The 13,665-nt window shown below is 68.9% G+C and carries 14 protein-coding genes; all 14 read right to left on the bottom strand.

Going from position 1 to position 13,665, the window contains the following annotated elements; all coding sequences use genetic code 11:
- Positions 1-323 precede the first annotated feature (323 nt).
- The 14 genes from ACZ45Q_RS23545 to ACZ45Q_RS23480 all read right to left on the bottom strand — a co-directional run bounded on the left by ACZ45Q_RS23545 (position 324) and on the right by ACZ45Q_RS23480 (position 13,628).
- Positions 324-1,910, bottom strand: a complete 1,587-nt coding sequence (locus ACZ45Q_RS23545; RefSeq protein WP_468264632.1) for a cytochrome P450 — start codon at positions 1,908-1,910, stop codon at positions 324-326.
- A gap of 284 nt (positions 1,911-2,194) precedes the next feature.
- Positions 2,195-2,677: a DUF6082 family protein gene (locus ACZ45Q_RS23540; protein ID WP_468264630.1), complete on the bottom strand. Its 483-nt coding sequence runs from the start codon at positions 2,675-2,677 to the stop codon at positions 2,195-2,197.
- 38 nt (positions 2,678-2,715) lie between these two features.
- On the bottom strand, positions 2,716-3,294 hold the full coding sequence (locus ACZ45Q_RS23535; protein WP_468264824.1) for a hypothetical protein: 579 nt from the start codon (positions 3,292-3,294) through the stop codon (positions 2,716-2,718).
- A gap of 65 nt (positions 3,295-3,359) precedes the next feature.
- Positions 3,360-3,839 carry a LuxR C-terminal-related transcriptional regulator gene (locus ACZ45Q_RS23530; RefSeq protein WP_468264628.1) on the bottom strand — a complete coding sequence of 160 codons (480 nt, stop codon included), beginning with the start codon at positions 3,837-3,839 and terminating at the stop codon, positions 3,360-3,362.
- A 4-nt stretch (positions 3,840-3,843) separates the two neighbouring features.
- Positions 3,844-5,010 (bottom strand): GntR family transcriptional regulator, encoded by a 1,167-nt coding sequence (locus tag ACZ45Q_RS23525; RefSeq protein WP_468264626.1) that lies wholly within the window; start codon positions 5,008-5,010, stop codon positions 3,844-3,846.
- 254 nt (positions 5,011-5,264) lie between these two features.
- Positions 5,265-6,509, bottom strand: a complete 1,245-nt coding sequence (locus tag ACZ45Q_RS23520) for an acyl-CoA dehydrogenase family protein (protein ID WP_468264624.1) — start codon at positions 6,507-6,509, stop codon at positions 5,265-5,267.
- Between the two features lie 87 nt (positions 6,510-6,596).
- Positions 6,597-7,181, bottom strand: a complete 585-nt coding sequence (locus ACZ45Q_RS23515) for a GAF domain-containing protein (protein WP_468264622.1) — start codon at positions 7,179-7,181, stop codon at positions 6,597-6,599.
- Positions 7,178-7,843, bottom strand: a complete 666-nt coding sequence (locus ACZ45Q_RS23510) for a GTP-binding protein (RefSeq protein ID WP_468264620.1) — start codon at positions 7,841-7,843, stop codon at positions 7,178-7,180. The genes ACZ45Q_RS23515 and ACZ45Q_RS23510 overlap by 4 nt, the downstream gene beginning before the upstream one ends.
- Positions 7,815-8,234, bottom strand: coding sequence for a DUF742 domain-containing protein (locus ACZ45Q_RS23505; protein ID WP_468264618.1), 420 nt, complete (start codon positions 8,232-8,234; stop codon positions 7,815-7,817). The genes ACZ45Q_RS23510 and ACZ45Q_RS23505 overlap by 29 nt, the downstream gene beginning before the upstream one ends.
- Positions 8,231-8,740, bottom strand: a complete 510-nt coding sequence (locus ACZ45Q_RS23500) for a roadblock/LC7 domain-containing protein (RefSeq protein ID WP_468264616.1) — start codon at positions 8,738-8,740, stop codon at positions 8,231-8,233. Before ACZ45Q_RS23500 ends, ACZ45Q_RS23505 begins: the two co-directional genes overlap by 4 nt.
- Positions 8,741-8,818: 78 nt before the next feature.
- A complete protein-coding gene (locus tag ACZ45Q_RS23495; protein WP_468264614.1) occupies positions 8,819-10,324 on the bottom strand; it encodes a sensor histidine kinase in 1,506 nt (501 codons plus the stop codon).
- Between the two features lie 15 nt (positions 10,325-10,339).
- Positions 10,340-12,289, bottom strand: coding sequence for a glycoside hydrolase family 15 protein (locus ACZ45Q_RS23490; protein WP_468264612.1), 1,950 nt, complete (start codon positions 12,287-12,289; stop codon positions 10,340-10,342).
- On the bottom strand, positions 12,286-13,074 hold the full coding sequence (locus tag ACZ45Q_RS23485) for an SAM-dependent methyltransferase (protein WP_468264610.1): 789 nt from the start codon (positions 13,072-13,074) through the stop codon (positions 12,286-12,288). Before ACZ45Q_RS23485 ends, ACZ45Q_RS23490 begins: the two co-directional genes overlap by 4 nt.
- Entirely contained in the window at positions 13,071-13,628 is a 558-nt protein-coding gene (locus ACZ45Q_RS23480) for a P-loop nucleotide/nucleoside kinase family protein (RefSeq protein ID WP_468264608.1), read from the bottom strand. The genes ACZ45Q_RS23485 and ACZ45Q_RS23480 overlap by 4 nt, the downstream gene beginning before the upstream one ends.
- Positions 13,629-13,665 lie beyond the last annotated feature (37 nt).

The raw sequence follows: 13,665 nt of genomic DNA, 5'->3' as shown, positions 1-13,665 counted from the left end.
GGTGCGGGCCGGGTCGTCGTCGGCCCCCGGCCACAGGTCCGGCTGCCGGTGCAGGAGGAGGCAGCCGACGAGGATTTCGTCTCCCCCACCTTCCTCATACAGGCCGACCGCCTCCGTACGGTGGTCCCGGAACGCGGTGACGTGGAGGGCCGGCGCGTCGTGGCCGCGTCGGCTGAGCCACAGGTTGCGGTCCTGGACGAGAGCGGCAGCTACTTGACGCTCCGCTGCCGTCACGACCGGCCGCATCTCGTACACCCATGTGGCCCGGCCGTCGCGGTCATCCTGGGCGCTCACGTGGGCGGTGGCGTCGGAGGTCATGGTGTTCATCGCGCTGCTCCAGCGGGTTCAGCCATGGTGTGCTCAGCGACGGCGTCGTCGCCGCGGAGGATGTTCCAGGCGTGGCTCAAGCCGACGAGGTGAACCTCGTTGGAGGCGCCTGCCTTGGCGACGATGGCGTCGATCTCCGCCCGCACGTCGTCGGCGCGTACCCCGATCGCCTGGCCGATGGCGGCGTTGAGGGTGTGCTCGGCGATCGCCCGGATGACCTGACGGTCGTGCTCGGTGAATTCCGGTGCCGGCCCGGTGGTGGAGGGCGGCGATACCTCCCCGGCCGTGAGCAGGGCGTGGGTGAGGACGGCGCGCGAGGAGCTCGGGCGGTCGAGCTTCTTTCGGGCAGCGGCGAGGTGGCTGGCCACCGTGAACGGGGCCAGGTTGACCTGCCGCGCGATGAGTTGGTTGGAAGCACCGTAGACGAGTCGTGCGGCGACGCGGCGCTGGTCGTGGGTGAGGAAGGCGGGCGTGGGCGGAGTGTCGGTGGTGGTCATTTCGGGTTCCTGGTGGGATACGTGATCAGCCCGAGGCCGGGTTCGCGCGTGTCCTGGACGCGGCGGGCGGGCCGAGGCGGACGGGCAGGGAGACCTGGCCGTTGGAGATGAAGCTGGGCAGCGGCACGAGGTCGTCGGCGGGCACGGCGAGCTGAAGGTCGGGGAAGCGGGCGAAGAGCGCGTCGAGGGCGATGCGTGCCTCGATGTTGCGAGTTCGGCGCCCAGGCACATGTGGGGGCCGTGGCCGAAGGCGAGGTGCTCGTGTGCGGTGGCGCGGCTGATGTCGAAGCGGTCGGCGTCGGGGCCGTGGACGCCTGGGGCGCGGCCGGCGGCAGCGTAATTGATCACCATGGCGTCGCCTTGCTGGAAGGTGATGCTGGCGGGTTCGTCGGTGACGTCGTGCACGGCGAAGCGCATGATGATCGCCGCGATGGGCGCTTCCAGGCGCAGCGCTTCGTCGATGACCTGCTCCCAGGTGGTCCGCCCGGAGCGGACCTGGTCGAGCTGGCCGGGGTGGGTGAGCAGGTTGGTGACGTCGTGGTCGAGGAGGTTGACGGTTGACTCGTGGCCCGCGCCGATGAGGAGGACGAAGCTGTCGGCGAACTCCTGGTCACTGAGCTCGCCCAGCGCGTTGGCGGCGACGAGGGTGCTGGTCACGTCGTCGCCAGGCGTCTCGCGCTTGCGGTCTACGAGCTGCCCGATCAGCTCGTAGACGCGCCGGCCGGCCGCGGCGGCGTCCTGGGGAGTGGCGTTGGTGACGAAGAGGGCTCCGACAGCGTCACGGAAGTCGTCGTGCGGGTCATCGCGCCACCGCGGCAGCGTTGAGTGGGCGAAGGCCGCCTCCACGCCGGCGCACCGTCGGGCCGCCGCGGCGACGTACGCCTCCACCTCCACGACGTCGGCAGCGGTCACGGCGTCGAGCCTCCCGGCGGCTGGGGTGCCGTGCAGAACCGTGATCGTGTCCAGCACCCTCCAGCCGGACCTGGTGAAGAGCTCGCCGGCGCCGTCCCGGTCGACAGGTACGTCCGTGGTCACCAGCGGCCACTCAACCGCGTCCACCACCTTCTGCAGCAGCTGCCGTCCCATACCGGCTCGGCGCACCGAGGGTGCGACGACCGGGCCCGCGCCTCGCCAGGCTCCGGGCGCCGCACAGCAGACCACCCGGTCCCCTCCCTCCCGTTCAGGGCCACCACGATCAAGAGGGTGAGGTGCCTTATGTCCCTCATCCGGTAGGCCTTTCCGCACCCTTGGAGGGTGCTGATGGGGCCGGAGGAGCCCAGACGACCCTCAGGTGCTGGTGGTCATTGCCGGTGGGCCCATCGGTGACGATTGCAACGCCACATGTCGCGCTCCCCGGCCACATCGCCTGACTAGGCGCAGCCAAGGCCCTCTGCTTCGTCGGCTGCGGCGGTGTACTCGTCGTCGAGAATGCGGTGAAACGACCGGTCCCGGCGGTCCCCAGCCTCTTCCTCACGGAAGGACCCGAAGGCCTTCCAGTACGCCCGGACCTTTTCCCGTGCCATGATGGCTTCGGCTTGGACGCGCAGCGTGGTCCGGTCCAGCAGCCCCACGCGGTACTTCACAGCAAGAAAGCTGATCATCCGATTGCAGTGCACCAACGCTCCGAACTCATCGGGCTTCGTGCCGTCCGGTGCCCAGAGGTGTCTCTGCTCAGAATCAGTGGCGATGTCGGCCAGCAAACGCTGATGCAGCTCCGCCGCCTTCATGGCGAGCTGCTGGCGGTGCCGCCGTTCGGCAAGGTATGTCCCTGCTGCCCCGACAACGGAGGCGACAAGGAGGGCGCGGGCGGGGTTCATCAGCGGCCTTTCGCGAAGATGGGGCAGGGTCAGCAAGGCGGTCGCAGGATGGAGCAGCCGAGTAGGGCACACGATCACGAGTAGCTCCGGTCACTGCCTGAAGCGCGTGGGCGCGGAAGCTGAGGGACGACGCATTCGATCAGCGCCGTCAGTCCGGGGCGCTGCGTAGCTGGCAGTTCCAGGCGGGCCACCTGCTCACCGTCCGCGCGCCTGCCGAATCCCCGGACCACCCATCCCAGGTCCTCCAGGTACGTGAGGCACTTCGCCACCGGGTCTAGGTGAAGCTCACGCCGTGCCAGCACTTCAGTGCGCACACACGGCAGGTGGAGGCGTGCGGTGTAGTCGGAGGCCCACAGAGTGATGAGCCGAAGGACGTCGTTGCTGTATCCCGGCAGGGCGTCGGCGTGTCCGAGAAACAAGGACTCGCCTGTGGCAGGGGCGCCCCAGTGCCGGAGGTCAGGGCGCAGTGCCGTGCAGGCGAGCAGGACCTCGTCCTCGAACAGGCCCTGGACCTCCTCTTGGGTCAGTTCCTCAGCGGAGGGGAAGCGGTGAGGAGCATGGCCAGTCATGCCGTGTGCGTTGAGCCAGCGCAGGCGGTTTTCGATGAGGGCGGCGGCCTCTGCCTTCTCGGCGTCTGTGAGCAACGGACGCACTTCATACGGAGCTGCCAGGGGGGCCGACGGCTCAGGCCTAGGTGGCGGTGACGAGGCGATACCAGTCATCGCCGCGCTCCTTCCGACACGGCGTTGCCGTCGCTGGCGTGGAGCAAACCCCATCCATGCGCCCGGACGATGAGGTCGACGGTGCTGGCTGCACCAGTCTTCTGGAGCAGCTTGTCGAGCGCATCCCGAAGGTCGGTAGTCGGGATGCGGGCAGCGCGCACAATGTCGCCGTCCGTGCTCTTCTCGGCGATGGCCGTCAGGAGAGCCTGTTCATGTGCGTCAAGGGCCGGGGCCGGTGCGTCCACTGCCGGTGGCGTGGCCTGCTTGGAGGCGAGCAGGCAGTGCACGATGACCGGTGGTTTGCAGCGGGGCGGGCAGTGCAGCCGGCTGCGGATCTCGCGGACGTGCTGGCGGACGGTTGCGGTCGACATGTCCATCTTGATCGCGATGTCGGGGTGCGCGAGGCCGTTCACCAGGTGCTGGGCGATGCTCTGCTGAGTGGGCGTAAGGGGGGTGATGGGGGCAGTGGGCGTCATTTCGTCAGTCCAATGTGTGCGGGGCAGCGGAGTTGAGGGTGAGGTGGTAGGCCGCGCGGACGGCAGCGCCCAGGCAGGCTGCTCGCCAGGTTTGCTCCCAGCCGTCCGCGGGACGGTCAGCCATGGCGGTGACGGCGGTCTGCCGTAGGACGGCTACCGCGTCGGGACTTTCGGGGTACCGGTGGGCGGCCTGGGTGACGAAATCTGCCGCTGCGGTGGTCAAAGTGATCGTCAGGGCATCGACCTCGTCAGAGGCGGGGATGAAGCGCTTGGACCACCACGTGTGCGATTGCTGGCACGCCGCCAACACGGCCGGCAGAGCTGGCGTCGCCCCTAGCTCTGCCTTATGGCGGAGTCCGCGGACGAGCTCGTCGAGGTCCGGCGGGGCGGCCACGGTGAAGGGCGGGGCGGGCCGGACGACACTACGTGTGCGATGGCGGAAGACGAGTACCTGCTCGTCGTTCAGCATGCGCAGGGCTTGTACGACATCGGGGGCCGAGGAGACGAGGTTACGGGCGAGCGTTGACACCGTCGGCATGGCACGTCCGGCCGGGTAGACCCCTTCCCGGATGAGATGGCGCAGCCAGGCGGCGATCTGCTGGGGATGACCTTCCCGCATGGCACGGCAGGCCACGCGGACCCGTCCGGACGGGCTGATGATGACCAGACCCTCTTGATGAAGATCCCGCAGTGCCAGCTCGACTCGGTCAACGGTGGGGGCGCCGACCTCCTCAGCGATGCGTCGCACGCCGAGCAGGGAACCGGGCGGGTAGGCGCCGTCGGCGATGGCACGGCGCAGCTGATCGGCGAGAGCAGCGACGCTGGGACCTGGCCGTTCGGCCTCCAGCAGGGCACGCAGCAGTGAGCGGGCCGCGCTGATGAGCATGACCAGGTCAGGCTTGAACGCTGGCTGGGCGTCTGGCTTGCGAGCGTCGTCAATGAGACCTTGCCACCGAGCCTGGTCCGCTGGGGAGTGACGCGCCTCGAGCTGCCGCTGCTCGGCTAACGGCAGCCAGGGTGCCACGGCTGCCCAGACGGCCTCGCGGTGGCGGTCGGTACGGGCCTCGGTGCATCCGGTGAACCGGGAGGTCAGATGATGCAGGGATTGCGCCGCGGACCGCAATTCCTGGTAACGCGGCTGGCTGTCTACGAATACCTGGAGCGTCGTCATGCTGGCCGATGGGCTCATGCCGCGCTCTGAGCAGTCGGCTCGATGGCCGGCAGGCCGGTGTTCGGTGCCGGTGTGCCGTTGGCAGGCCAGGCCTGGCTCTGACAGGGCAGCGTTGTGAGGCAAGGCACGGTCGTCTTCCTTCTCAGTGTCGTTGGCGATCGAAGAGGCGTGGCGCCGCTGGCTTCCGCGGGGGACGAGAGCCGGCGGCAGGGCCCGTGCGCGGCAAGGAGCTAGGGGGTGTCGCGCACGGGAGTTCATGCCGCGGTGGGATCGGCGCTTGCCCAGGCTGCGTCTGCGGCATGCTGTTCGGACCACTGGACCTGGGGTTCGTCCAAGGCGGCTTCGGCGAGGCGTATGCGCTGCACTTCCCCAGTCCCCGCGGGTGGGTAGGTGTGCTGGATGTCGCGCCACAGTCGCTGCAGCGGGTAGTCGGCGTCGAAGGCCCGGGCGCCGTGCAGTTCCATGGCGTCCTGAACGCTCGCCACAGCCCACTGGTGGCCCAGGTACTTGGCGTTGATCAGCTCGGCGTCGCAAGGCACGCCGTGGTCGAGGAGATGCACAGCCTGGTAGGCCAGGATCCGCGCGGCGCGCATGCGAGCTTCCATGGTGCCGATGCGGTCGCGCAGCACGGGCAGGTCGGACAGGGCGGCCTGGTAGCGGGGGCGGGCCTTGAGGTAGGACGTCGTGGTCCCCACTGCGGCCTCGTGGATGCCGAGGCTGACCGCGGCCAGGTTGGGTCTGCCGTAGAGAATGCTGCTGCACTGCGCCACGCTCAGGCCCTGGCCGACCTCCCCGATGATTGCGCTCTCTGGGACGCGCACCCGGTCGAGGTCGACTTGGCCGGCGGCGAAGCCGTGCAGGCCGAGGCCCGGCCGATGGGCAGCGAGCGCCAGCCCCTTGCGGTCGGCTTCCACGAAGAACACCGTCAGGGCCTGCGAGGTGCTCACGCCTGGGTCGGCGGTGCGGGCGACGACGAGGTGGGCTCCGGCGAGGTGGCTGTTGCCGATGTGGACCTTCCTGCCGGTGATCACCCACTCTTGGCCCGAGCGCTCGGCGGTGGTCTCGATGCCGCCGATGTGCCCGCCAGCGGACGGTTCGGTCACGGCGATCGACAGCAGCAGCGAGCCGTCCGCGACCTGGGGAAGCCACCGCGATTTCTGCTCGTAGGAGGCGAAGTGCAACAGGCCGCCGACAGGGATCAGACTGGCCTGCAGGATAGCTGCGGCAGCCGCCGAGACGCGCGCGATGCGGTGGATCAAGATGGTTTTGGCGACGTGACCGGCGCTCAAACCGCCAAAAGTCTTTGGCACGGTGACGCTGAACCAGCTCCTGCTGCCCATGAGTTTCGCGACCGTCTGTTCCACACGTCCTGGGTCGGCTTCCATGCGCGCGGCGCGCGGCGCGACGTGCTCGGTGGCGAACGCGTCGGCCTCCTGCCACAGCAGCTCGTGGCGAGGCGTGAGGTAGGGGCGCAGCGCTGGGGGTGGCGGGGTGGTCATGGTCGTCTCCCTCTCCCTGGGCGGTGGTCGCACGGTGGGCGGCCGGGGATCCTTGAAGCGATTCCCGGGTGGGGGGTGGCGATCGGCTCAGCGGGTGATGTGGCGCATCACTTGGTTGCCGGTGTCGATGACGATGTCTTTCAGTCGGCGGGCGTCGCTTAGGGGGCGCTGTTCAGGGTCGATGACGCACACGGTGCCCAGCACGGTGCCGTCGGGGTAGATGAGGGGGGCGCCGAAGTAGGCGCGGATGCCGACGGCGTCGACGACGTGATTGCCGCTGAATCGCGGGCTGGCATGCACATCGGGCAGAGGAAGCGCCTTTCGACGGTTGACGACCTCGGGGCACCAGCCGTGCTCGCGGCTCATGGTGCGGCCGACGACGACGTACCCGCTGTCGGCGGGGGGCTGGTGCAGGCCGATGAACGTCTGCTCCTGGAGGAAGAGGTTGACGAAGCCGTAGTGGAAGCCGGTCCGGTGGGCCATATCGTGGGCGAACTCGTCGAAGACCTCGTTCGCCTCGGTGGGCATACCCAGGCGCCGGATCAGCTCGTACCGGCTGTCCAGTTCGCTCGACTGTGGCAGGGGCGGATGGCTGCACGGCGAGCCGGGCCGCGTGGAGGAGCGGGGGAGAGGTGGCGTGGGCCGGTCAGGTTGCGGGTGCTGCGAGGTCATGAGGCGTCCTGGAGAGCCGTAGGTGAATGGTGGTGGTTGCCGTCCGTCGGCGTGCTGGTGAGGGCGTGCTCGACGAGGGTCAGCAGGACGCCGGCGACATGGTTGGGATCGCGGGCGTCGCAGGTGACCACCGGCACGCCTGCGGTGAGTCCGAGGGCGGTGCGCACTTGGTCAGGGTGGTAGCGGTATGCGCCGTCGAACTGGTTGACGGCGACGACGAAAGGCAACCTGAGGTCCTCGAAGAAGCTGACGGCGGTGAAGCTGCTGGGCAGGCGCCGGGTGTCGACCAGGACGACCGCGCCGACGGCGCCGCGGGCCAGGTCGTACCAGAGGTCAATGAACCGGTCCTGGCCCGGCGTGCCGAACAGCAGCAGTTCCATGGGAAGGGGCGCAGGGAGAGTGAGACGGCCGAAGTCGAACGCGACCGTGGTGGTCTGTTTCGCCTCAACACCCCAGAGGCTGTCCACCTCCGTGCTGGCCCTGGTCAGGTACTCCTCGGTGGTCAGGGGAGGGATCTCACTGACGGCTCCCACGGCCGTGGTCTTGCCCACGCCGAAGCCGCCGGCAATCACGATCTTCAGTACGGTCGGCGAACCGTCGGCCGGCGGCTGGGACCGGTGCTGCGCGGCGAGGTCAGCCTGCCTGGGGGTAAGCCTTGGCATCGGGCCACTTCCTTCTCAGGCCCGCGGCGAGGGCCGCGAGCAGTTGCTCGGTAGGACGCGAGTCCGCACCGTCCTGGCCGAGGGGGCCGACGTGAGAGGCCGTGACGGGGACGACGAGGGCGTGGGCGTCCAGGAGGTCGGAGATGAGGATCTTCACCGCTGTGACGGGGCGGGCGAGGTGAGCGGCCAGTTCCGCCACCGACCGGCGATGCTCCTGGCACAGGGTGACGATCTGCTGGCACTCCTCCGCCTGTGCGGGACCGGGCCGCCCGGGCCCTGGCTCCAGCACCGTCTCCAGGCCCAGCAGGTGCCGCGGACGGGTGCGACCGCCGGTCAGCGTGTACGTCCGGACGAACGCCGCCGTGTCCGGCGTGTCGGGGTACTCGCTCACCGGGCTTCGTCGCCCGGGGTGACGCGAACGGGGATGTCCATGTACGGGGCGAACCTGCCCACCAGCCGGCCCATCTCGTAACCAACGGTCCCGGCGTCTGCGTCGGCCGTGGTGACCACGGTAAGAATGGTGTCCACGACACCGCGCGTGTTGCCAGGCTGGTTAGGGAACGCCAATGTGGACCCGGCTGTTTGCACGAAGAACAGGCAGTCGTCGCGCTCGATGATGACCTGCTTCGCCGGCCTCTTCTGGTGGGTCGGCCCCGTAATGCTCGCCGCGAGGGAAGCCACGCCGCAGATCCCGGCAGACAGCTCGTCCGCCCAGTCCTTGTCGACGTTGCTGTCCAGCAGTTGCAGGCCGTCCCGGGACAGCAGCACCGCGTGCGTGACGCCAGTGACGTCCTCGACGAACTTCTGCAGTAGCCACGCAAGTTGGTTCTGGTGGTCCGTTGCCTGGTCGGAAGTGTGCTGGCCGTCGGTGATGCTCGAGTCGGGGGTGGAAGTCATAAGAGTCGCTCCAGAAGCGAGGGACGGGCCGAAGCCGAGCTGGCCCGAGAGTGGGAAACGGGAAGGGCCGGGCATGCGTCAGGTGCCGGAAGGCGGTTCACCGGTGGCGGCTCGGGCGCCACTGTGGAAGGCGGCGGCGAGCCCGGGTGTCGCCGCCGTGGCTGGTGGCTGCTCCCGTTGGCTCAGCGGCTGGTACGAGCCAGGCCGCCGTCTGCGTCGGGGCAGCTCCGGAGCAGCGTCCGGTGCCTGCCGAGGGGCGGTTGGTGCGGCATGCTCCGGCCGGGTTGCCGAGCGGCCGTTCTGGGCCATCGGAGCCGCCTGCGGCGGGGCGGAGTTGGGGGGCCGTGGAGTCGCCCGGCGGACGGCATCCGCTGTGCTGGTCGGCGTCATCGTGACGAGAAGCCGACCCGGGATAATCACGATGGCTGTGGTGCCTCCGAACGCGTTGTCTTGCAGGCGGACGGAGAGACCATGTCGCTGAGCGATCTTCGCGGCGACCAGCAGGCCCACCTGCCCAGCTCGGACCTGGCTGCTGACGTCGACCTCGTCTGGCCTGGCCAGCAGGTGATTCATGCGCTCGCGGGTTTGCGGGTGCATGGGGATCGCGCGGTCCTCCACCTCGATCGCAAGACCGGCTGGCACCTGCTGGGCCCGGACATCCACCTTTGTCGTCGGGTCAGAGCACTCGCAGGCGTTCTCGATCAGCTCGGCCAGGAGGTGCGTCAGGTCCGGTCCCACGTGTCCGGGCAGGCCGAGCTCAGCCCCGACGCGACCCGGGGCGACCACGACGCGCCGGTATTGGACCACCTCGGAGACCGCTCCACGCAGCACGGGGGTCACCGCCACCGCCTGACGCAGACTGCGCAGCGACTGCCCGCCTAGCACTGCTGTACTCTCCACCTGACGGCGAACTCGTGTCACGAGGTGGTCGATCTCGAAGATCTTGTGCAGCAGGTCCGGATCGTCCGTCAGCTTCTCCAGCTCGCTGAGCGCTTCTAGCGCCCTACCGACCAGGGCGTGTTCACGCTGGGCCAAACGGCGGAGGACTTCCAGCAGGACGCTGGACTGCGACTCGTCGTGGACTCGCACCAGGGAAGCGACGGCCTGCAACTGGAGGGCACTCAAGGTCGCCTCGATGCCGGCGGCCACACCGGTGCTCAGCGGCTGCTGCGCCTCGGGCAGTGGGGGACGTGCGCCGCGGCACAGCTCGTCCGCTGACCACAGCACGGACTTCTCGACCGCTTCCACCACCCCGGCAAGCCGGGAAATTTCCGCCGCATGAGCTTCCACCGCCGCCTGAGCCTCGCTGGCCATGGCACGAAGTGACGTGGCAGCAGTGCCCATAAGGCGCGCTGCCATGACCGTCACCCCAGCCATCCCGCAGGCCAGGCCGGCCACAAGCCAGACGCGGGGTAGACCCGTCGGCCAGGCCATCAGAGCGGCACCTAGCAGCGCCGCACTGCATAGCAGCGGCAGCACCACGGCCCGACGGACGTGGCCAAGCGGGACCTTGTCGATCTGTGAAGGCCGTCGTCTACGGTGACCGGGCGCTGGTGGCCGCGTGGGGGACAGGCTGTCCGACATCAAGATCCTCGACAGTCAAAAGCGGGCGGCGGACTGGGTGAGCTGAGTGACCAGTTCTCTTCGCACGAGCGGTGCACGTCGCGGCCACGCAGAGGCAGGTGCGGGTGCCGGATGCTCAGCCGGACAGGCGAGCGCAGTGTCGGCCGAGAGCTGGTCCAGGAGTCGGGCGCTCTGGATCAGGCCCTTGTGGCTGAAGGCCTGCGGGAAGTTGCCGAGCTGGCGCTGACGCTCGGGGTCGTACTCCTCGGCGAGGAGCCCGAGATCGCTGCGCAGGGCGAGGATTCGTTCGAACAGTGCCCGAGCTTCGTCCAGGCGGCCGGTCAGGGCGAGGGCGTCAACGAGCCAGAAGGAGCAGAGGATGAAGGTGCCTTCGTCGCCGGACAGTCCGTCCATTCCGGTGCGGTGCCCGGCGGTCGGGTACCGCCGCACGAGCCCGTCGGCGGTGGCCAGCTCGCGGCGCACGGCATCGACGGTGCCGACGACGCGTGGATCGTCAGGCGGAAGGAAACCGACCCGCGGAATCAGCAGAAGGGCGGCGTCCAGGTCGTGGGACCTGTAGGACTGGGTGAAGGTGTTGCGGACCGGATCGAAGCCCTTGCTGCAGACCTCGCGGTGGATCTCATCCCGAAGGGCGGTCAGAGCCTCAATGTCGGCGTTGAGGGCTCCGTCCTCGGCCAGACGGATCGTCCGGTCGACCGCTACCCACGCCATTACCTTCGAATGCACGAAGTGCCGGCGAGGCCCGCGGATCTCCCAGATCCCTTCGTCCGGCTCACGCCAACGATGCGCCAGATGCTCGATGAGGCGCTCGTGCAGCTGAGTAGTGTCCGCGCAGCGCGCGACGCCGCTCTTCTGCGCAAGGTACAGGGTCTCGATCACCTCGCCGTACACGTCGAGTTGGAACTGGTCGGCGGCGCCGTTGCCGACACGCACAGGAGTCGACCCCTCGTACCCGGGGAGCCAGGGCAGCTCGCGCTCCTGCAGATCGCGCTCCCCGGTGATCCCGTACATGATCTGCAGGTGTTCAGGGTCGCCGGCCACCGCCCGCAGCAGCCACCGCCGCCATGTCTGTGCCTCGTGCCGGTATCCGGTCCCCAGGAGGGCAGCCAAGGTCATGGAGGCGTCACGCAGCCAAGTGAAGCGGTAGTCCCAGTTCCGTTGGCCGCCGATCTCCTCGGGCAGCGACGTGGTGGGCGCCGCGACGATCCCGCCGCTCGGCCCGTAGGTCATCGACTTCAGCGTGATCAGGGACCGGATGACGGCCTCACGATGCGGACCCTCGTAGGTGCACTGGCTCACCCAGTCCTGCCAGAACGCAAGCGTCTCGGCCAGCGCAGCTTCGGGGTTCGGAACCTGCGGAGCTGCTTCGTGAGACGGGCTCCAGCTCAGCGCGAACGACACCACCTGTCCCGCTGTGACCGTAAATGTGCTGACGATCGCCCCATCCTTCTCGGTCTGGTCCACTTCGCTGTCCAGCCACAAAGTGTCTGCGCCGGCCACGGCGAGCATCCGGCCGTCCGTCCTGAAGATCCAAGGGCAGACACGGCCGTAGCCCGGTCGCGGACGCATGGACGAGACCATCGACATCTCGCCGGACAGGCCCTCGACGACCCGGATGACCTGGGGAGCCCCATCGCGCGGCGGCATGAAGTCGGTGACGCGTGCTGCACCCGCCGCGGTGCGCCAAACCGATTCCAGGACCAGCGAATCGCCGCGGTAGCGACGCTCGGCGACGGCCTCAGGTTCAGGTCGGCGGGAGGCTGAGACCGGAGCTAACTGCCAGGCACCGTGCTCTTGAGTGCCGAGTAAGCCAGCCAGAGCGGCCGGCGAGTCGAAGCGAGGAAGGCATAGCCAGTTGACGCTGCCGTCCCGGCAGACCAGGGCGGCGGTCTGCATGTCTCCGATGAGGGCGTAGTCCTCGATGCGCGCACGACGGGCAGGCGAGGCGAGCGGCGGCGTAGTCATGAGGTGCGGTCTCCAGGCGAGGCGAGGATGGCGTAGGCATGAGAGTGGTCTAGGCGCGGGTGCAGGACCGGGCGGCGCCAGCAGGCGGTGCTTACTGGCTCGCCCTCGTCCAGCGCGGTCCACGCGCCGATCAGGTCCCGGATCTGTTGCCTGGTCCGGGGTTTGAAGACGATGCCGGCCCGGGCGTAGTGGGCCGAGAGATCGGCCATTGTGTCCGAGGCCGCGTCCGTGGTTGCGTGGGTCAGTGAGAGAACAGAGCCCGGCGGGAGCCAGCCCTTCAACGCCGCCAGGGCGGTGCGGACCAACTCGTCGCTGATCCACGGCAGGACGTCATGCAACAGGAGCCCGACCGGACGGCTGCGGTCCAGTTGCGCGACCGGGTCGGCGGCGAGCAGGACGGGCATGTCGTTAATGTCCGCTTGAAGCACCGCTGTGCCATGGCGCTCGGCCAGTCTCATCCTCGCGTGGGCCGCGACGACGGGGTCGTGGTCGACGTAGACGATGCGCCGCACATGGTCGGGTAAGGAGGCGTGGTCGTCGTGCGGCAGACCACAGCCCAGGTCGATGACCTGGTCGATGCCAAGCCCCCGGGCGAAGAATGTAAGGATCCGGGAGCCGTGCGTGCGGTTGATGCGCACGCTGGCCGGCAGCCAGGGGGCGACGGCAAGGAGCTCCTGGGCCAACTCCCGGTCGACGCTGTAGTTGTGAGTCCCGCCGTCGAGATGGTCCTGGACGCGCGCGACACTCGGCGTAGTGAAGTGGTCTGCGGGGAGCCTTGATGTCATGTCTGCACCTCCATGCCTCGGAGCGCGCGCCCAGGGCATCGGGTCTTCCAGCCCTCGCCATCGGTCTGATGCCGGGCACCGATGCCTCGAAGAGCCGCCCGGAGGCACTCCTCAGGGGGCAGCAAGGTGTCCACGACGATCTTCGGGCCCGGGACCGCAGATGCCGGCTCGCCACTCCATTCAACGGGCCGTTCCGCGGGGGTCCGGGCCCGGCCACGTGCCACCTCATCGGGACAGACGCATTCGACGATGTGCAGCGCTTCCCCGATGCCGGCGGCGAAGCGATGCAGGGCACGGACTTCGCGGGTCCGGGTAAGGGGACGGCCGTCGAGCACGACTGTGGCCCCGGGACTGGTCTCGAGGTGCCACACGGTGGCCTGGAGGAGGAACTCGTACAGCCTGTCGCTCTGCTCCGGTGAAGGCGTGACCGGTCTGGGGAACAGCGCCCGCCGCAGTTCGGCCTTGTCGAGCAGGACCGCGGGGATGGCTTTGGCCAGTGCCTGCGCCAGAGTCGTCTTTCCGGTCCATGGGCGGCCGCCTACGGCGACGATCATCAGCTCTCCTGTCCGCACTCGGATCACACACTCGCCC

Source organism: Streptomyces sp. NPDC031049 (genome assembly GCF_055571015.1).
This window is presented reverse-complemented; position numbering and strand designations above follow the sequence as displayed.

Coding starts and splice junctions, on each gene's coding strand:
- ACZ45Q_RS23520 (WP_468264624.1), bottom strand. CDS start 6,509: ATGACCACCCCGCCACCCCCAGCGCTGCGCCCCTACCTCACGCCTCGC.
- ACZ45Q_RS23515 (WP_468264622.1), bottom strand. CDS start 7,181: ATGACCTCGCAGCACCCGCAACCTGACCGGCCCACGCCACCTCTCCCC.
- ACZ45Q_RS23525 (WP_468264626.1), bottom strand. CDS start 5,010: ATGACGACGCTCCAGGTATTCGTAGACAGCCAGCCGCGTTACCAGGAA.
- ACZ45Q_RS23490 (WP_468264612.1), bottom strand. CDS start 12,289: ATGACTACGCCGCCGCTCGCCTCGCCTGCCCGTCGTGCGCGCATCGAG.
- ACZ45Q_RS23530 (WP_468264628.1), bottom strand. CDS start 3,839: ATGACGCCCACTGCCCCCATCACCCCCCTTACGCCCACTCAGCAGAGC.
- ACZ45Q_RS23510 (WP_468264620.1), bottom strand. CDS start 7,843: ATGCCAAGGCTTACCCCCAGGCAGGCTGACCTCGCCGCGCAGCACCGG.
- ACZ45Q_RS23500 (WP_468264616.1), bottom strand. CDS start 8,740: ATGACTTCCACCCCCGACTCGAGCATCACCGACGGCCAGCACACTTCC.
- ACZ45Q_RS23545 (WP_468264632.1), bottom strand. CDS start 1,910: ATGGGACGGCAGCTGCTGCAGAAGGTGGTGGACGCGGTTGAGTGGCCG.
- ACZ45Q_RS23495 (WP_468264614.1), bottom strand. CDS start 10,324: ATGTCGGACAGCCTGTCCCCCACGCGGCCACCAGCGCCCGGTCACCGT.
- ACZ45Q_RS23480 (WP_468264608.1), bottom strand. CDS start 13,628: ATGATCGTCGCCGTAGGCGGCCGCCCATGGACCGGAAAGACGACTCTG.
- ACZ45Q_RS23485 (WP_468264610.1), bottom strand. CDS start 13,074: ATGACATCAAGGCTCCCCGCAGACCACTTCACTACGCCGAGTGTCGCG.